The organism is Bacillus sp. FSL M8-0277 (assembly GCF_037975305.1).
GTDB lineage: Bacteria > Bacillota > Bacilli > Bacillales > Bacillaceae > Bacillus > Bacillus pumilus.
Map to the genome: position 1 here is coordinate 1,841,876 of NZ_CP150255.1, position 17,762 is coordinate 1,859,637.

Consider the following 17,762-nt stretch of genomic DNA (forward strand, 5'->3'; position numbering starts at 1 on the left):
CTTCCTCCCTATTAAACTGCGGGTTTGTCTATTTTTTTACGATAAAGTCCGTATAGAATGGCACCCACAAGTGATCCGATCAGTATGGATAGTACCCACTGGAATGCACCTGTGACGACTGGAAGGACAAGGAACCCGCCATGCGGAGCTGGAACCTGTACGCCAAAGAGATACGTCAATATAGCAGAGATGGCGGAGCCAAACATGATAATTGGCAGGACAACGATCGGGTTTTTAGCCGCAAATGGGATGGCCCCTTCTGTTATATGTGTCGCTCCTAGAATATAGTTGATGGCCCCTGCATTTCGTTCCTGCGGTGTGAAATGTTTTCGGAAAATCGTTGTAGCAATCGCAATGATAAGCGGTGGTGTGATACATGCTGCTGACACACCTGCCATGAAGTAAAGGTTACCTTCTGCAAGTAAAGCCGTTCCTGTGACATAGGCTGCTTTGTTAAAAGGTCCCCCCATATCAAATCCACACATCGCTCCAACAATTAAACCTAAGAGCAGCGGATTCGTGGATTGAACAGCTGAGAGAAAATCCATTAATGAATTATTTAGCCCCGTGATTGGAACTAATAGTGGTGTCATCACAGCCCCAATTAAGAAAATACCGATAACAGGATAGATGAAGATTGATTTTAATCCGTCAAGTGATGCAGGTAATTTTTGAAGCAGGAATTGAAGGAGTACGATGATATACCCTGCTGCAAAACCTGCGATAATACCACCTAAGAATCCAGCGCCTCCATCGTTTGCAAGCAGTCCGCCGATAAATCCGACAACCATCCCTGGGCGTCTGGCGATTGAATCAGCGATAAATGCTGCTAAAATAGGCACCATTAAGCTAAAGCCGAGTCCACCAATGCTTTTCAAATAGGCTGCAAACGGATGATACGTTTCATGCTGAGGATCAGCTGAGTAAATACCGAATAGAAAAGATAAAGCAATTAAGACCCCGCCTCCAACAACAAATGGAAGCATGTGTGATACACCGTTCATTAAATGTTTGTAGATGGTGTGTATCCACTTATTCGCCGACTTTTGTTGAGCTGGTGAAGAAGAAGCAGATGTTTTTTCTGTTCCAGTAGCTCTTCCTTTCACTTGATGAACGGGAGCTTCTCCATTGATAATGCCTTGGATCAGTTCATTTGGCGTGCGGATACCCTTCGCTACAGGCACTTCAATCAGTGGTTTGCCGTGAAAACGATCTGTATTCACATCTTTGTCAGCTGCGACAATGACCCCATCGGCCTCCAGAATGTCTTGATCGGTTAAAGCGTTTTCAATTCCTACTTGACCGTGCGTTTCAACTTTGATGTCGACCCCTAGTTGCTCAGCAGCTATTTTTAATGCTTCAGCTGCCATAAATGTGTGTGCAATGCCTGTTGGACAGCCAGTTGCAGCGACAATTTTTTTACGGCTCATGTCTATTCCCCCTTATATCTTGTCAATGTGTACTTGATCAATTAATGAATGAATGTCATGTAAATCACTTAAGCCTTTAGAAAATGCAGTAGATGCGCCTGTTGCAATGCCGTAACGTAAGCACTCTTCAGGTGAATGTCCTTCAAGCTGTTTACTAAGAAAGGCTGCGAGCATCGCATCTCCAGAGCAAGCTGTATTTACTACAGTGCCTGTCGGTGCGTTTCCTTTTAAGACGGCGTCTTTTGTAATGAACAAAGCCCCTTCTCCCCCGCGGGAAATAAGCACTTGCTCTGCACCCATCTCAATGAGCTTTTCTCCTGATTGAATGAGTTCTTTTTCTGACATAGGCTGTGTTTTGCCGAAAAAAGCAGCGATTTCTTCTTCATTCGGTTTTAATAAATACGGCTTGTATTGAAGCGTCTCAAGAACTGCTGCGGAGCTTGTGTCTAAAATAAACTTGACGTTGTGCTGATGACAAATAGCTGCTACTTCTGAAAAAATGCTGGCTGGTATGCCCTTTGGCAGGCTGCCTGACATGATCAGGATGTCCCCCTGCGGGATGGCCGCTATTTTTTCACGAAAGGCGTGAAGTGCTTTTTCTTCAATCGCAGGTCCCTGGTTCACGAGCTTATATTCTTCTGTCGTATTAATAAAAACATTAATGCGTGTAATTCCTTCAACTGAGATAAAATCGGTTTGAATGGAAAGGTCCTTTAAGGATTGTTCAATATAAGAGCCTGAAAACCCAGCAATAAATCCTAATGCAGTGCTGGTGAATCCATATTTCTTTAGCATAATGGAGACATTGACTCCCTTGCCGTTCGGCTGATAATCTTCATCTTCCGTGCGGTTGACTGCATTTGCCTTCATTTCTTTTAATGCAATATATAGGTCAATAGCAGGATTTAAGGTGCAGGTATAAATCAATTGGTTTCACCTTCTTTCTTTTCTCTAAAGAAAGTATCTCATACGCAGGAGTGAAAATGTTTTCAGATTGTGTAAAGGTTTTCATGATAAAAAGCCTTCTAGATCAAAGTCTCGAAGGCTTCTTTATCGGTTATTTCATTCGAATCACGTAGGCATCTAGTAAAATGCGGGCAATGACATGAAGAGACAGGCGCGATCTGACCTCATAATCTGGGAAGAAAGATTGTTCGCCTTTATATCCGACTAGAGTCATATCTGATATTTTACTTAATGTAGAATCTATTCTTGTGGTGACGGTAATGGTCGTGACTTGCTTCATGCTAAGGTTTTGACACGCTTCAACGAGCTCCGCTGTTTCGCCATTTAATGAAACAAAGATCGCAAGTTCGTTTTTACTGATGTCTCTCGATTTCAGCCGAATGATATTCGGATCGTCATGTACTTCGCATGTTTTTCCGATGAGCTGTAATTTGATGGTCATTTCTTTGGCAATCATCTCTGAGAAGCCTCTGCCGAAAATATAAATTTTGTCCGTATTATGTATTTTTTGAACGGCATCTTCAATTTGCCCAATACTTTGGAGCTGGATCGTCTTTAAAACCTCTTCTTCATTTTTCCGAATCGCTAGTTTAATGTCTTCATCAATGTTTTTGAGCTGATCGCTTGCATCGGTCATTTTCTTTCCTTGTTTCAATCGATATTTAAAGGATGTATAGCCGTTGTAGCCAATTTTTTTCATCAGTCTGACAATTGTGGCTGTCGACACATTCGCTCTTTCACTCAATGTGACGATGGATAAGGTGGAGATATCCTCTAAATGCTGGTGAATATAATGGAGTAAATAACGTTCTGTTTCACTTAGCGTTTGATACACTTCGCTTGGAATGTTAAATAGTGGTTCATTCAATTCGATTCCCCCTTACTCATTTCATACTATAATTAAATGCCCAATAAAAACAAGTTGATTCTTTTGTCACGTATTTTGTTAAAAAGCCAAAATGAGTGAAATTTCATTTTTGACATACACTAAGGAAAAGTTGTGTCTGTGTGAAAGGAGCTGATCATGATGCTTCACCTTTTGTTTTATCTCATCCTTCTTTATGTCGTCTATGTATTTTTGACCGCATTTGTTTTGTTTTATTTACCGATACGAAAAACATGCAAAGAACATTGCATTTATAAAGCCTCTTCTATCTCAGGAGACGATCAGGGGACAAATCAAGTGATGCTTCTTGACGACGGGTTTGAATCTGGTCAGGTGAGGCTCCAAATGATTCGTGAGGCAAAGAAGGTGATCCGCCTCAGTTACTATTCCATTCAAAAGGGAAAAACAGCCGAATGGATACTAGGTGCTTTAATTGAAGCAGCTGATCGAGGTGTGAAAGTGCAGCTGTTGTTAGATGGCATCTGTCACAGTTTGCGCGGGCCGCTAAAGCATTTGCGCTATGCGGTAGCAAATCATCCGAACATGTCGATTCGTTTTTATGAGCCCTTTCGTTTGTTCAAGCCATGGACATGGCATAATCGGCTACACGATAAGCTGCTACTAGCAGATGGCCGAGTGGCTGTGATGGGCGGAAGAAATATCGGTGATAAATACTTTGCAGACCAGCCGCCGAAAGACTTTGCTTTTGACCGTGATGTGCTGCTCTATAACCCCAAAAAGGGAAAAGTATTAGATGAAATGGAGCAATATTTCGTTTATCTGTGGAATCATGATTTCACAAAAAGAACAAAAGCTGTGTTCTCTAAGCCAAAAGCGAAAAAAGGATTAAAGCTAAGAAAACAGCTGCTCAGATCTTATCATGATGCAGTGCGCACGAAAGAACCTTTTGTGATGTCCTCATTTGATTGGGCAGCAGATTCCACTTCTGTGAAACAGGTTGCCTTTTTCACAAATCCTGTGGAACGCTTTAATAAGCGGCCACTTGTGCTGAAAAAACTGAACGATCTTGCGCACCGGGCAAAGCGTTCTGTGCTTATACAGACGCCTTATGTCATTCCAACACGCCCAATGAAATCCGGACTCACCCCCTTACCTAGTGAGATTCAGACGACAGTGGTGACGAATTCTCTTACGGCGACGCCAAATCCATTAGCCTTTGCTGGATATTTAAGTACAAAAAAGGAATTGATGAAAACAGGCGTTCATTTGTATGAATACGAAGGTCCATATTCGATTCATGCGAAATCAATGGTGATTGATGATTACCTGAGTATTATTGGGACATATAACTTAGATGCGAGGTCTAGTTTTTTAAACACAGAGTCCATTTTGGTCATTGACAGTGCCCCGTTTGCGTTATCACTTACGCAAGCAATTGAACGAAAAATCGCCTATAGTTATCTCGTTGCTAAAGATCGAACTGTCTACCAGACGAGCGCTTATGGACAGAAAAAAAAGCCTTTGATGAAAAGGCTCCTTTTAAATGGATTATCCGCGATAACAGTTTTATGGCGTCGATTGATATAAAGTAGGGCAGCTACTCTTGTGGCAGCCCTTTTTCTTGCGTTTGATCTTTTTCTGCAGACTCCAATTTGGTCAATTTAAACACCAAGATCCCTGCCACAATCACAATAACACCTAAAAGTTTTGTCAAAGAGAATTCTACTTTTTCTAAGCCAAGCCAGCCAAGCGAATCAAACAAAAGAGCGCAGCCAAGCTGTGACGTGAGGACAATCGAAATGCCATAAGTCGGTCCAAGCCGTTTGATACCTTGAACAAGACAAATGACCACTCCTACCCCAATAGCCCCGCTGATCCAGTACCACGCTTCCATATGTCTTAATCGAAACATGCCAGTTCCCTCTAGTAAGAGCCCCATCAGGAGTGAAGCAATAAAGCCCATTCCAAGAACGAGGGTTGTCGTTGACCAAGAGCCTGTGTACTCGTTGACCTTACTGTTAAAAATGGTTTGTAAGCTGACGAGTGCGCCAGCCGTGATGGCTAATACTATTCCTATGATCATATATAAATCCCTTCATTTCCTCTATTCATAAATGTTGTGCTCGGCTATTTCTAGGAGCCCTTTGCGATCACAAATCGTAATCTTTCCTCTCTGCCTTTCTATCAGCCCTTTTTCACAGAATTGCTGAATGACTCGGTTAATATGACGGTAGCTCGTACCGATTAAGCTTGCCGCATCAGTGAGACGAAGGGCGCTCGCGCTGTCGTCATCTGTGACAACAGACAATAAGTAGCTTGCAAGCCTGACCTCCACAGGATATAACAGGTGGAAACTCAAATCGTTTGATTTTGTATAAAATTTGTTTGTGATCCCTTTTAGCAGAAAGGTTAGCATGCGCGGGTCATCCTTCGCATGGCGCATGAGCGCTTGATGAGAAATCCTTAACATATGTACTTCTGTGACCGCTTCGACTGTATTGACCATGTCCGTCTGCTGAACGTATTCGATATCTCCAATCGCTTCAAGGGGATGTTTAAAGCTAAGAATAAAGGTTTTCCCTTCCTTTGTGGTCGTGAAAATCTTTAATTTTCCTTTCACTAACAAGTACAGGTACTCCCTCTTATCCCCTTTTGAACAAACGAGCTCCCCTTGCTCATAGCGCCACAAACTTACGTGTGATATGAGCTTTTGATGAAAGACACTTTCTAATTGATGTGCCTTCATATATGAGGCAAAAAGAGACTCATCTTGAAGTTCCTCCATCTGTCGCCCTCCTTTATAGTTTTAAAATGATCACGCCTGTGACCATCAATAAAATTCCTGCGTAATGTGGCCATTTCATTTTCTTTTTCTGAACACCAAACCATCCTTTTGCATCGATTGCAAAGGTAAAAGCAAGCTGTGCAATCAATAAAGCTGCGATAGTGAGTGTCACACCGATTATTTGAATCGCGGTGACTTCATTAAAAATAATAATCGCTGCAAATGCGCCGCCTATTAAATAAAGTGGCTGCACCTTTCGATATTCTCTGAAGTGTCCGTCTCGTACGATGAGTAAAATGACGAGCGAGATGATAAAGCCGGTCAGCTGCGTGATGGTGGCTGCCTGCCATGTGCCGATATCCTGGCTAATTCTTGCATTGGCTACGCCTTGTAGTGTAATACAAGCGCCTCCTAATAAAGCGAAAATAACACCTTTCATTCGTTCAAAAGCTCCTTCTTTTTTCAGTCTAGTTCCATTAAATGATACATGCCCGCCGGTTGAAAAGGACATATGTCCCACTTTGCGTATTATATCAGAAACTTTTCTTTTGCAGTTTGTTCGTTTTAGATTTTTCACAGTGGGTACAGTTTTATATCAGCTGAAAACAGAATATTGAATGAATCATATACAAAAAGGAGACATGTCAGAATGAGAAATCAAGAGAAACATTTTATTAACGGAGAATGGATTGCATCAACAGGAAACGAAACGACAGAGGTCATCAACCCTGCGACCGAGGAAGTCATTGGCACCATTAGCTTAGGAACAAAAGAAGATTTAGATAAGGCAGTGAAAGCAGCTCGTGCCGCCTTCCCTTCTTTCTCCAAAACATCTCGAAATGACCGAGTGAAGATGCTGGAAAACATTGTGCGCGGCTACGAAAAACGCAAAGATGAACTTGTAGAAGTGATGACACAAGAGCTCGGTGCACCGCTAAAAGTATCCGAAGAAGTTCATTACAAAATGGGCTATGAACATTTTTCTAAAGCAGCGGAAGCACTTAAATCTTATACATTTACAGAGGACCGCGGCGGACATACCATTATAAAAGAAGCGATTGGCGTCAGCGGATTGATAACACCGTGGAACTTCCCAACGAATCAGACATCTCTTAAAATCGCAGGTGCCATTGCGGCAGGCTCACCAGTTGTCTTAAAGCCAGCGGAAATTACACCATTTGCTGCGATGATTCTTGCAGAAATTATGGATGAAGCTGGTGTACCGAAAGGAGTCTTCAACTTAGTAAACGGAACGGGTGACGTGATTGGTGACGGCATTAGCTCACATCCTGATATTGACTTTGTTTCATTTACCGGATCAGGTGCCGTCGGCTCTAAAATTATGGAAAACGCGGCGGACAATGTGAAGAAAGTGGCTCTTGAGCTTGGCGGGAAATCCCCTCTTATCGTCTTAGATGATGCAGATGTGGATGTAGCAGCAGAAACCGCTGTTCATCATATTGCGATGAATACAGGTCAAGTGTGTTCTGCAGCTACGCGTGTGCTTATTCCAGAATCAATGAAAGACAAGTTTGAAAAAGCGCTGCTGAACGCCCTGCCGAAGTTTACAGTGGGTGATCCGAGAGAAGATCATGCTACAGGCCCGCTTGTATCTAAAAAGCAATGGGATACCGTGCAATCTTATATTGAAAAAGGAATCGAAGAAGGTGCTACCCTTCTTGTTGGGGGAACTGGAAAGCCAGACGGAATCGATAAAGGATATTTCGCCAAGCATACCATTTTCACCAATGTGAAAAATGACATGACCATTGCACAAGAAGAAATCTTTGGACCAGTCATGAGTGTTATCACGTATCAGGACTTGGATCATGCCCTTGAGATCGCCAATGATACAGTGTATGGCCTTGCTGGGTATGTTGTTGGAAAAGATGATAAAACATTAAAATATGTCGCTGAACATATTCGTGCTGGCCAAATCACCATTAACAATGCCGAAACAGATTACTTTGCCCCATTTGGCGGCTTCAAGCAATCAGGTATCGGAAGAGAATGGGGAGACTTCGGCATCGAGGAATATTTAGAAGTGAAAGCAGTGATGGGACTTCCAACAGCATATTTTTTTGAGGAGGGAGAAAAACTCTAAGGTTTTTCTCCCTTTTTATTTAATCAATAAGAACCCTTTTCAAATATTAAGAACTGCTTACTACTCTCTTATTTATTCTTATCCATAATGATTTTGTATTTTTCGACGGTTGCTTTTGGAGGAAACGATTCTTGTAACTCATCAAACCAAATCTCAATCGTTTGCCCCTGTGACAGCTCTTTAGAATCTACTTTCGTTAAATCGATAATGATGAGATCATCTTTATACTTATCAATAAGTAGATGAGTATTCAACGAATCATCGCTTTTTAGAGGCGTTTTATTGTTTATAAGAAGTAAACTCGTCTCCTCTTTACATAGCAGTATGCCTTTTTTTGAAAAAGGTGCTGTTGTTTTATTCTGATTGTATGAATCCTTTATATTTCCCTTCGGAGAATTGCACGCTACTAATAAAATGAGAAAAATCAAGATGACAAGCCGAAAACATTTTATTTTTTTAAACTTTAGCTGTATCAAATTTCATTCACCCCTTTTCAATTCTTTGCATCGCTTCTTCATGCTAGCATTCTTAGAACAAAACGACCCATTTTTCTTAAGATGCTTTATACAGTTAAACTGATTCACCTTCAAGTTCATTCATCTTATAAAGGTATTAGAAATCTTAATCATGACAATCAATATTATATATTTTACTTAATGGCAAACTTTCGGTAAAGTTCAAATTGAACCTATATATATAATTCCTATCGAATTAATCTATGTTTATATTCCTTGTGAGGTGGATATCGTTGCAACTTCATGTATTGAACAGTCCGTTTAGTCAGCAGCAGGCAGACTTGCTTAATCAGCTGCTTCCGACTTTAACAGATCAACAAAAAATTTGGCTTACCGGTTATTTATCAGCACAGGCAGCTCTAACCGGATCAGAAACAGCTACTCTAGCCCCTTCTCCTTCTGCCGCAGTACCTGCGCAGCCTGTCAGTAAAGATGTGACCGTCATTTATGGCTCACAAACAGGTAATTCCGAAGGATTAGCGAAAAAGACAGCGCAGCATCTTGAGGAGAAAGGTTTTCAAGTGACGCTCTCTTCTATGTCAGATTTTAAACCAAATAATCTGAAAAAAATACACAATTTACTGATGATCGTCAGCACACATGGCGAGGGAGATCCGCCTGATAATGCCCTTTCTTTCCATGAATATGTCCATGGTAGACGTGCGCCAAAGCTCGATCATTTAAACTTTTCTGTTCTTTCACTTGGCGACAGCTCCTACGAATTCTTCTGTCAGACTGGAAAAGAATTTGATGAGCGCTTCAAAGAGCTTGGCGGGACGCGCCTGACAGACCGAGTGGATTGTGACCTTGATTATGATGAGCCGTTTTCTGAATGGCTTCAAGGGGTGACATCGTCACTTAGCGAAGGTGAAGCCGCAGCATTCCCGCAAGAATCAGCAGGAGAGAGCAACCAAACAGCAGCTACTGAATACTCAAGAACGAATCCTTTTTATGCGGAAGTTCTTGAAAATATCAATCTAAATGGCCGCGGCTCTAACAAAGAGACCCGCCATTTGGAGCTTTCATTAGAAGGATCAGGACTTATTTATGAACCAGGTGACAGCCTTGGAATTTATCCAACAAATGATCCTGCGCTTGTTGATGAACTGATCACGACATGTGGATGGAGCGTGGAAGAAGCCGTAACTGTTCATAAAAACGGTGACACTCTTCCTTTAAAAGAAGCACTTACCTCACATTTTGAGATTACAGTATTAACAAAACCCCTTCTTCAAAAGTTGGCGGACTTGACGAAAAATGAAGCCCTCCATGCCCTTTTAGAAGAAGGAAATGAAGAAAAGTTAAAAGCGTATTTAGCAGGAAGAGATTTAGTCGATGCTGCGCGCGACTTCGGTCCTTTTGAAGGAACAGCCGCAGACTTTACTGCGATTTTAAGAAAAATTCCTGCCCGCCTTTATTCGATTGCAAGCAGTCTGAAAGCGAATGAAGAAGAAGTTCACTTGACGATCGGTGCTGTGAGATATGATGCGCACGGAAGAGAACGTCAAGGTGTCTGCTCCATTCTATGTGCAGAGCGCTTAGAGCCAGGTGATACGCTGCCTGTTTATATTCAGCACAATCAAAACTTTAAGCTTCCTAAAAACCCTGATGCACCGATCATTATGGTGGGACCAGGTACAGGTATCGCCCCTTTCCGTTCGTTTATGCAGGAACGAGAAGAAATCGGTGCAAGCGGAAAGTCGTGGTTATTCTTCGGCGATCAGCACTTTGTGACGGACTTCTTATATCAAACCGAATGGCAAAAGTGGTTAAAAGATGGCGTCTTAACGAAAATGGATGTGGCTTTTTCAAGAGATTCAGACGAAAAAGTATATGTTCAGCATCAAATGAAGAAACAAAGTAAAGAATTATTCGAATGGCTGGAGCAAGGTGCGTATGTATATGTTTGCGGAGATGAAAAGCATATGGCGCATGATGTGCATCGTACCCTTCTATCGATTATCCAAGAAGAAGGAGCGATGAGCAAAGAGAAAGCAGAAAGCTATCTAGCTAACTTGCAGCAGCAAAAACGCTATCAGCGCGACGTATATTAATGGACTTGATGCTTGAAAGAAAGGAGCTTTTACTTACATGGTGAAGACAGCATTAACAGCGCCGGATGGACCTCCGAGCGACGTAGAAGAAATCAAAGAAAAAAGTGATTATTTACGGGGTACGTTAAAAGAAGTAATGCTTGATCCGATTTCAGCGGGAATTCCTGATGATGACAACCGCCTGATGAAACATCACGGCAGCTATTTACAGGATGATCGGGACCTCAGAAATGAACGGCAGAAACAAAAACTTGAGCCTGCCTATCAATTTATGCTGCGCGTACGCCTGCCTGGCGGAATCGCCACATCTAAGCAGTGGCTAGTGATGGATGAGCTTGCTCAAACATACGGAAACGGTACGTTAAAGCTGACTACTCGTGAAACCTTTCAGCTTCACGGTATTTTAAAATGGAATATGAAAAAAACCATTCAAGACATTCATTCTACTATGCTTGATACAATTGCTGCTTGCGGCGACGTGAACCGGAATGTCATGTGTACATCAAACCCCTATCAATCAGAAGTGCACCATGATGTATACGAGCTGGCGAAAAAATTAAGTGATGACCTGCTTCCGCAAACAAGAGCGTATCACGAAATTTGGCTTGATGAGGAAAAGGTTGCGGCAACGCCAGATACAGAAGTTGAACCGATGTATGGCCCGCTTTATTTACCAAGGAAATTCAAAATTGGAGTGGCGGTCCCTCCTGCTAATGATATTGATGTCTTTTCGCAGGATTTAGGCTTCATTGCGATCATCGAAAATGAGCAATTAATCGGCTTTAATGTCGCAATTGGCGGCGGAATGGGTATGACTCATGGTGATACAGCGACCTATCCTCAGCTTGCAAAAGTAATTGGCTTTTGTACACCGGAACAAGTTGTAGAGATTGCGAAACAAGTGATTACTATTCAGCGTGACTACGGAAACCGTTCCGTGCGAAAAAATGCCCGCTTTAAATATACAGTGGACCGCCTTGGTCTTGAGAATGTAAAAGAAGAGCTGGAGCGCCGCCTCGGGTTTGCCCTTTTAGGCGCAAGAGATTATCACTTTGATCATAATGGGGACCGCTATGGCTGGGTAAAAGGCATCAATGGCAGATGGCATTATACGATGTTTGTAGAAGGCGGACGTATCACAGATTATGATGATTATCCGCTGATGACAGGCATTCGTGAAATCGCAAAAATTCATACGGGTGACTTCCGCTTAACAGCGAATCAAAATTTGATCATTGGAAATGTCACTTCTCATAAAAAGAAACAAATCGAGCAGCTCATACAGGAGTTCGGTTTATCAGCTGGTCAGCAGCACTCTGCACTCCGCCGCAGTTCAATGGCCTGTGTTTCTCTTCCAACATGCGGCTTAGCAATGGCAGAAGCAGAACGCTACCTCCCGCGCTTGATTGACAAAATTGAAGAGATTGTCGAAGAAAACGGCTTAAGTGATAAAGAAATCACGATTCGTATGACTGGTTGTCCAAATGGCTGTGCCCGTCATGCGCTAGGTGAAATTGGTTTTATCGGCAAATCACCTGGCAAATACAACATGTATCTTGGCGCTGCGTTTGATGGCAGCAGATTAAGTAAGCTGTACCGTGAAAATGTTGGTGAGGAAGAGATTTTAAACGAGCTTGGCTCTCTTCTCCCCCGCTATGCAAAAGAACGAGAAGACCAAGAACATTTCGGTGATTTTGTTGTTCGGGCAGGGATTGTCAAAGAAACAACAGATGGCACGAATTTTCATGTGCAATAGAAAAAGACAGGACACTCTCCTGTCTTTTTTCATCCCTAGGAAGGAAGAACGAGTACCGGCACGCAGACCTGAACACCGATGCGATGGCTCTTGTTTACACGCTGTTCTGTTTCCGTTTCAAGTACTCGCAAATGCTTTTGTACACATGAGGATTGTCTAAAGAAGAAAGATCTGATGAAGGCTGCTGTTCATAAGCTCCTTTTAATAAACGCCGGACGATTTTTCCGTTTCTTGTTTTCGGTAAAGCTGAAATAAGATGAATTTCCTTTGGCGTGAGCGCTTTTCCCGCAAATGAACCAACATGAGTTTTGAGCTCTTGAATCAGTTTTGATTCGTCACAAGACTGCGGGCTGCTCACGATGAAGCACACGAGTGCCTCCCCCTTCACCTCATCCTTTACCCCAATCACAGCGGCCTCGTGTACAGCTGGGTGTCCGACAAGAATGGATTCAATTTCTGCTGGACCGACACGTTTTCCTGCTGTATTAATGACATCATCCGACCTGCCAGTGATATGAAACGTGCCATCCTCTGATTGCACCACCCAATCCCCATGTGTCCACACCCCATCAAATCGTTTGAAATACGTGTCTTCATAACGCTTAGGATCTTTCCAAAACCCACATGTCATGCCAACCCATGGCTTTTTCACAACGAGCTCTCCTACTTCATTTATGACGCTCTCACCTGCTTCATTATATACATCAGCTGCCATTCCTAAAATCACCGCATTAAAAAGGACTGGTTTAATTGGGCGAAGCAGCGTACTTCCTACAATTCCGCCTGAGACTTCTGTTCCTCCCGAATAGTTGAGAATTGGAATATGCTTATGACCAATACTGTCAAAAAGCCATTGCCATGGTGCTTCATTCCATGGCTCACCTGTAGATATGATGGCTTTGACATGCGGCAGCTTTATACCTGCAAGATTTTGCTGCATCGCGGATCGAACAAACGTAGGTGAAAGGCCAAAGTGGGTGATCTTTTGCTCGTGAATGAATGACCAGAGGTGCTGTCCATCTGGATAATCGGGTGCGCCGTCATATAAAACAATCGCAGCTCCATTGATCAAGCCGCCAAAGACGAGAAATGGCCCCATCATCCAGCCCATATCTGTGAGCCAAAACAAGCGGTCTCCTTTTGCAACGTCCATACAAAGACCGGCATCAAAAGCTGCTTTTACAGGGAATCCTGCGTGTGTATGAACCGCTCCTTTTGGCGTACCAGTCGTTCCAGAAGTGTATAAGATCATGAGAGGCTCTTCATTTGAGAGATAGGTCGTTTCACTTATCGGATTTTCTTTTAACAAATCATTTAGCCTGATATCTCCTTCATATTCAGTATCAGAGGAGGTGTGTACAATGACGGTTTTGACGGTCGTGGTTTTGCCTATGGCTTCTGCTGCACATTCCCGCATATTGATCTTCTTCCCGCGGCGCGTCATGCCTGAGCCTGTAACGACAATGGCTGCACCTGACGCACGAATACGTACGGCAAGAGGCTCGCTTCCATATCCAGAGAAGACGGGGCTAAAGATAACGCCAATTTTTGCAAAGGCTAGCATGACAGCGACCGTTTCAGGAAGCATCGGCATATAAATGACTGCCACATCTCCTTTTTGAAGCCCATTCTTCAAAAAGCCAGCAGCGAGGCGATTCACCTTTTCCTGAAGATCGAGATACGTCCATCTCCTCTCTTCGCCCATTTCGTTTTTCCAAATCACGGCTGGCTGATGCTGCGCTTCTTTGTTCTCTGCCCATTTGTCCACGGCCGTTTCGGTTATGTTGAGTTGGCCGCCTTTATACCAGTTTGGCCACATGAGTGAATCTTGACCTAATGCGGCTTCATACGGCATCTTCCACTTGATACCGACCGCCTTTTCAGCTTCTCTCCAAAACCAATCGGTACGCTCGATACTAGCTTTGTAGAATGCATCATAAGTAGAAAAACCAAGCGAATGCATCCATTGGTAAAGACGTGTCTGTTTGATCATCTGCTCTTCCGGTTTCCATACTGGTTTCATGTTCATCATGAGGCTGCCCCCCTTTAGACCGGATAGACCGGATGTTTTCGGCTTGTAAATGTCATCTCTTTTGAGGAATAGGCTTGTAATCGATGACAAAGCTCATCTCGCAGGTGGTCGAACGGGATGACGCCGTCGACAATCATTTCAGATGCAAGCTCATATATATTCATATCTTCTTGATATTCCTTGCGTTTCTCTTGGATAAATGCAGCTCTCTCTTCAGCAGGCAATTCGGCAATCTTATTTGCATAGACAGCATTTACAGCCGCTTCTGGCCCCATGACAGCAATTTGCGCTGATGGAAGAGCAAGACAGCAGTCTGGTTCAAACGCTGGTCCTGCCATTGCATATAAACCTGCACCGTATGCTTTACGCACAATGACCGATATTTTCGGAACGGTTGCCTCTGACATAGCGGAGATCATTTTCGCCCCGTGCCTAATAATGCCAGCTTGTTCCACTTTTGTTCCGATCATAAATCCCGGTATATCCGCAAGGAAAAGGAGCGGGATATGAAAGGCGTCACATAGCTGAATAAACTTGGCAGCTTTGTCAGCTGAGTCATGGAACAGCACCCCGCCTTTTATCCTCGGCTGGTTGGCAATAAGACCGACAGGCTGCCCGTTCATGCGGCCAAAGCCTGTGATCAGCTCTGCGGCAAACAGTTTTTTGATTTCAAAAAATGATCCTTCATCAATGAGTAAATCAATGAGCTGATACATATCAAAAGGGGTATTCTGCCCTTTAGGAATAAGGTCTTGGATGGTCCTCTCAGATGCTTTAGGTGCTTTTGCGGCTGCCAGTTTTGGTTTTTCTGTATAGTTGGCAGGCATGTAGGTTAAATAGTCGCGAGCGATTTGAATGGCTTCTTCCTCGGTTTTGGCTAAAATATCACCACATCCTGATATGCTGCAGTGCATGTTTGCCCCGCCCATTTCTTCAAGTGTTACTTTTTCTCCAATCACCATTTCGGCCATTCTCGGAGAGCCTAAATACATCGAGGCATTCCCTTCGACCATCACAACGATGTCACAAAAAGCAGGAATATAAGCACCTCCTGCCGCAGAAGGACCAAATAGTAAACAAACTTGCGGGATACGTCCAGACAGCTTCACTTGGTTATAAAAAATGCGTCCCGCTCCTCTTCTGCCTGGAAACATCGCAATTTGATCGGTGATTCTAGCACCCGCAGAGTCGACTAAATACAGCATTGGGCAGTTGAGCTTTTCTGCTGTTTCTTGGATTCTGATGATTTTTTCGACCGTTTTGACGCCCCATGATCCAGCTTTGACAGTAGAATCATTTGCCATAACGCATACGGTTTGCCCATTCATCCGCCCCGTCCCTGTAACAACACCATCTGCTGGTAAATGCTCATCTTTACACTCGGCAAACATCGCATCCTCAATGAACGAATCCTGATCTAATAACAACTGGAGCCGGTCACGGACGAACAATTTTCCTTTTTCTTTGTTTTTTTGATGGTATCGTTCAGCTCCTCCTTTGACAATCCGCTGTTTTTTCACTTCATATTCTTCAATCATGCCCATTCCCCTTTCTTGCTAGTTGCCTCTGTATTGAGGCGTTCGTTTTTCTTGGAAAGCTTGAAGACCCTCCATTCGATCTTCTGTATCAATGAGCCGTACATAGGCTTCGTATTCCTTCATCAAACCTGTACGCAGATCGTGATCAAGACTCATTTGAATCGCTCGTTTCGCTTCTTTTAAAGCAATTGGGCCGTTTTTGGCGATTTGTTTTGCGAGAGAAATGGCGTCATTCATAAGGGAATCTGCTAAAGAGAGGTGCTCAATTAGTCCAATTTGAATGGCTTCTTCAGCTTGTAATGAAGCACCTGTGAAAATGAGTTCTTTTGCTTTACCGAGTCCAATGAGACGAGGAAGCCGCTGCGTCCCTCCTGCCCCTGGTATGATAGCTAGTCCTGTTTCTGGCAGACCGAGTCTTGCTCCGGCTCGTGCGATGCGAATATCACAAGCCAGTGCGAGCTCAAGTCCTCCGCCAAGTGCGTGTCCATTCATGACGGCAATGACAGGTACAGGAAGGGATTCAAGTTCTGTAAAGGTTTGCTGAATTGACAGAACTGCCGCTTTTGCTTCTTCTTCTGTCATCAATCGTCGCTCTTTTAAATCAGCACCTGCGCAAAAAACGTTAGAACCAGCTCCTGTCATGAGCAGGCAGCGGATGCTTTCATCATGTTTGATTTCTTGAATGAGTTGATTGATCTCCTCAAGCATCGCAGCAGATAGGGAATTTGCTTGTGCTGGTCTGTTTAAGGTCATGATTCCAATCTGTTCATCTTGTATCGTAAAATTGACCAATGATGTCATGTCACATTCATCCTTTATGAAGTAGTATGAGAGTGAAAAGCGCGTAAACAATGACTAGGCAAGGTTCGATTTACTTTTGATTCGATCCATTCTGCCGCTTTTATCAATGCTGGAAAATCGATATTGGTTTCAATTCCTAGTTTTTGAAGCATATGCACGACATCTTCTGTCGCGACATTTCCACTAGAGCCAGGCGCATATGGACAGCCGCCTAGCCCGCCGCTAGAGGCGTCAAATGTGGTGATTCCAGCTTTTAATGCCGTATAAATATTGGCAAGACCCATCCCTTTCGTATCATGAAAATGAAGAGCGATTTTATCAGCAGGAAAACGTTCAAGTAAAATGTCTAAGCGTCTTTCTACTTGAAGCGGATGGGCTTCTCCAATGGTGTCACCGAGTGATATTTCATCAATGCCATAAGAAAGCAGCATATCCGTTAACCGCAACACTTGATCCATCGGCACTTGATGTTCATAAGGGCAGCCAAACACGGTGGAAATATATGCGCGTGTCTGTTTTCCTGCTACTTTTAAATCAGCTGTCATTTGTTTGATGACAGGAAGTGTTTCGTGGATGGATTGATTCATATTCTTTTTGTTATGTGTTTCACTCGAGGAGATAAACATAGCGCCTGTGTCAAGATTTGCTTCAAAAAAGTGAGCTAAGCCTTTTTCGTTAGGAATGAGTGCTGCATAGGTGATGTCGCCTCTTTTGTGTAAGGATTGGGCTAACTCTTTGGCGTCTTTTAAGGCTGGGACCCATTTAGGATGAACAAATGAGGTGACTTCAATATAAGGAAGCCGGGCTGTTGTGAGCAGTTCAATCCATCTTTGTTTCTCACTTGTGTCCAGCCAAGTGGATTCATTTTGCAATCCGTCCCGCGGGCCAACCTCCCTAATAAGTACACGCTTTGGTAATGCCATCTCGCTTCCCC

Annotated in this window: 15 protein-coding genes; 4 read left to right on the plus strand and 11 right to left on the minus strand. The window is 43.3% G+C overall.

Features of this window, described 5'->3' with window-relative positions; translation table 11 throughout:
- Window positions 1-11: 11 nt before the first annotated feature.
- The 3 genes from MKZ05_RS09125 to MKZ05_RS09135 all read right to left on the minus strand — a co-directional run bounded on the left by MKZ05_RS09125 (window position 12) and on the right by MKZ05_RS09135 (window position 3,264).
- Window positions 12-1,430 (minus strand): PTS fructose transporter subunit IIBC, encoded by a 1,419-nt coding sequence (locus MKZ05_RS09125; RefSeq protein WP_003211208.1) that lies wholly within the window; start codon window positions 1,428-1,430, stop codon window positions 12-14.
- 12 nt (window positions 1,431-1,442) lie between these two features.
- Window positions 1,443-2,357, minus strand: a complete 915-nt coding sequence (gene pfkB, locus MKZ05_RS09130) for a 1-phosphofructokinase (protein WP_003211047.1) — start codon at window positions 2,355-2,357, stop codon at window positions 1,443-1,445.
- 130 nt (window positions 2,358-2,487) lie between these two features.
- The gene (locus MKZ05_RS09135) at window positions 2,488-3,264 is read right to left on the minus strand and encodes a MurR/RpiR family transcriptional regulator (protein WP_339162301.1); all 777 of its coding nucleotides are present in this window, start codon (window positions 3,262-3,264) and stop codon (window positions 2,488-2,490) included.
- 159 nt (window positions 3,265-3,423) lie between these two features.
- On the opposite strand from MKZ05_RS09135, the gene MKZ05_RS09140 reads away from it, so the two are divergent.
- Entirely contained in the window at window positions 3,424-4,830 is a 1,407-nt protein-coding gene (locus MKZ05_RS09140) for a phospholipase D family protein (RefSeq protein ID WP_339162399.1), read from the plus strand.
- Window positions 4,831-4,840: 10 nt separating this feature from the next.
- Here MKZ05_RS09140 and MKZ05_RS09145 read toward each other — a convergent pair whose 3' ends face one another.
- The 3 genes from MKZ05_RS09145 to MKZ05_RS09155 are packed head-to-tail and all read right to left on the minus strand — an operon-like array spanning window position 4,841 to window position 6,467.
- Window positions 4,841-5,326: a DMT family transporter gene (locus MKZ05_RS09145; RefSeq protein ID WP_339162304.1), complete on the minus strand. Its 486-nt coding sequence runs from the start codon at window positions 5,324-5,326 to the stop codon at window positions 4,841-4,843.
- 21 nt (window positions 5,327-5,347) lie between these two features.
- Window positions 5,348-6,028: a Crp/Fnr family transcriptional regulator gene (locus MKZ05_RS09150; protein WP_050944843.1), complete on the minus strand. Its 681-nt coding sequence runs from the start codon at window positions 6,026-6,028 to the stop codon at window positions 5,348-5,350.
- A 13-nt stretch (window positions 6,029-6,041) separates the two neighbouring features.
- On the minus strand, window positions 6,042-6,467 hold the full coding sequence (locus MKZ05_RS09155) for a DMT family transporter (RefSeq protein WP_012010174.1): 426 nt from the start codon (window positions 6,465-6,467) through the stop codon (window positions 6,042-6,044).
- A gap of 210 nt (window positions 6,468-6,677) precedes the next feature.
- On the opposite strand from MKZ05_RS09155, the gene MKZ05_RS09160 reads away from it, so the two are divergent.
- Window positions 6,678-8,132, plus strand: a complete 1,455-nt coding sequence (locus MKZ05_RS09160; RefSeq protein ID WP_339162308.1) for an aldehyde dehydrogenase family protein — start codon at window positions 6,678-6,680, stop codon at window positions 8,130-8,132.
- A gap of 68 nt (window positions 8,133-8,200) precedes the next feature.
- Here the strand turns inward: MKZ05_RS09160 and MKZ05_RS09165 are convergent, their stop codons facing one another.
- Complete coding sequence (locus MKZ05_RS09165) at window positions 8,201-8,608, minus strand: DUF3221 domain-containing protein (protein ID WP_050944841.1); 408 nt, start codon at window positions 8,606-8,608, stop codon at window positions 8,201-8,203.
- A gap of 272 nt (window positions 8,609-8,880) precedes the next feature.
- Between MKZ05_RS09165 and MKZ05_RS09170 the strand changes: the two genes are divergently transcribed.
- Both MKZ05_RS09170 and cysI read left to right on the plus strand, forming a co-directional pair.
- Complete coding sequence (locus MKZ05_RS09170) at window positions 8,881-10,701, plus strand: assimilatory sulfite reductase (NADPH) flavoprotein subunit (RefSeq protein ID WP_339162311.1); 1,821 nt, start codon at window positions 8,881-8,883, stop codon at window positions 10,699-10,701.
- Window positions 10,702-10,738: 37 nt separating this feature from the next.
- The gene (gene cysI, locus MKZ05_RS09175; RefSeq protein ID WP_339162312.1) at window positions 10,739-12,457 is read left to right on the plus strand and encodes an assimilatory sulfite reductase (NADPH) hemoprotein subunit; all 1,719 of its coding nucleotides are present in this window, start codon (window positions 10,739-10,741) and stop codon (window positions 12,455-12,457) included.
- 94 nt (window positions 12,458-12,551) lie between these two features.
- On the opposite strand, the gene MKZ05_RS09180 is transcribed toward cysI, so the two are convergent.
- From MKZ05_RS09180 to MKZ05_RS09195, 4 genes are read right to left on the minus strand one after another with little or no spacing between them, the layout of a single operon-like run.
- Window positions 12,552-14,489 carry an AMP-binding protein gene (locus MKZ05_RS09180; protein WP_339162315.1) on the minus strand — a complete coding sequence of 646 codons (1,938 nt, stop codon included), beginning with the start codon at window positions 14,487-14,489 and terminating at the stop codon, window positions 12,552-12,554.
- Window positions 14,490-14,503: 14 nt separating this feature from the next.
- Window positions 14,504-16,027, minus strand: a complete 1,524-nt coding sequence (locus MKZ05_RS09185; RefSeq protein ID WP_137055665.1) for an acyl-CoA carboxylase subunit beta — start codon at window positions 16,025-16,027, stop codon at window positions 14,504-14,506.
- A gap of 18 nt (window positions 16,028-16,045) precedes the next feature.
- Window positions 16,046-16,828, minus strand: a complete 783-nt coding sequence (locus tag MKZ05_RS09190; protein WP_137055664.1) for an enoyl-CoA hydratase — start codon at window positions 16,826-16,828, stop codon at window positions 16,046-16,048.
- A 14-nt stretch (window positions 16,829-16,842) separates the two neighbouring features.
- On the minus strand, window positions 16,843-17,751 hold the full coding sequence (locus tag MKZ05_RS09195) for a hydroxymethylglutaryl-CoA lyase (protein ID WP_212046639.1): 909 nt from the start codon (window positions 17,749-17,751) through the stop codon (window positions 16,843-16,845).
- Window positions 17,752-17,762 lie beyond the last annotated feature (11 nt).

What these genes read in the sequence shown, in the direction of transcription:
- MKZ05_RS09160 (WP_339162308.1), top strand. Translation starts at nt 6,678, where the DNA reads ATGAGAAATCAAGAGAAACATTTTATTAACGGAGAATGGATTGCATCA.
- MKZ05_RS09155 (WP_012010174.1), bottom strand. Translation starts at nt 6,467, where the DNA reads ATGAAAGGTGTTATTTTCGCTTTATTAGGAGGCGCTTGTATTACACTA.
- MKZ05_RS09190 (WP_137055664.1), bottom strand. Translation starts at nt 16,828, where the DNA reads ATGACATCATTGGTCAATTTTACGATACAAGATGAACAGATTGGAATC.
- MKZ05_RS09125 (WP_003211208.1), bottom strand. Translation starts at nt 1,430, where the DNA reads ATGAGCCGTAAAAAAATTGTCGCTGCAACTGGCTGTCCAACAGGCATT.
- MKZ05_RS09195 (WP_212046639.1), bottom strand. Translation starts at nt 17,751, where the DNA reads ATGGCATTACCAAAGCGTGTACTTATTAGGGAGGTTGGCCCGCGGGAC.
- MKZ05_RS09185 (WP_137055665.1), bottom strand. Translation starts at nt 16,027, where the DNA reads ATGATTGAAGAATATGAAGTGAAAAAACAGCGGATTGTCAAAGGAGGA.
- MKZ05_RS09180 (WP_339162315.1), bottom strand. Translation starts at nt 14,489, where the DNA reads ATGATGAACATGAAACCAGTATGGAAACCGGAAGAGCAGATGATCAAA.
- MKZ05_RS09140 (WP_339162399.1), top strand. Translation starts at nt 3,424, where the DNA reads ATGCTTCACCTTTTGTTTTATCTCATCCTTCTTTATGTCGTCTATGTA.
- MKZ05_RS09145 (WP_339162304.1), bottom strand. Translation starts at nt 5,326, where the DNA reads ATGATCATAGGAATAGTATTAGCCATCACGGCTGGCGCACTCGTCAGC.
- MKZ05_RS09150 (WP_050944843.1), bottom strand. Translation starts at nt 6,028, where the DNA reads ATGGAGGAACTTCAAGATGAGTCTCTTTTTGCCTCATATATGAAGGCA.
- cysI (WP_339162312.1), top strand. Translation starts at nt 10,739, where the DNA reads ATGGTGAAGACAGCATTAACAGCGCCGGATGGACCTCCGAGCGACGTA.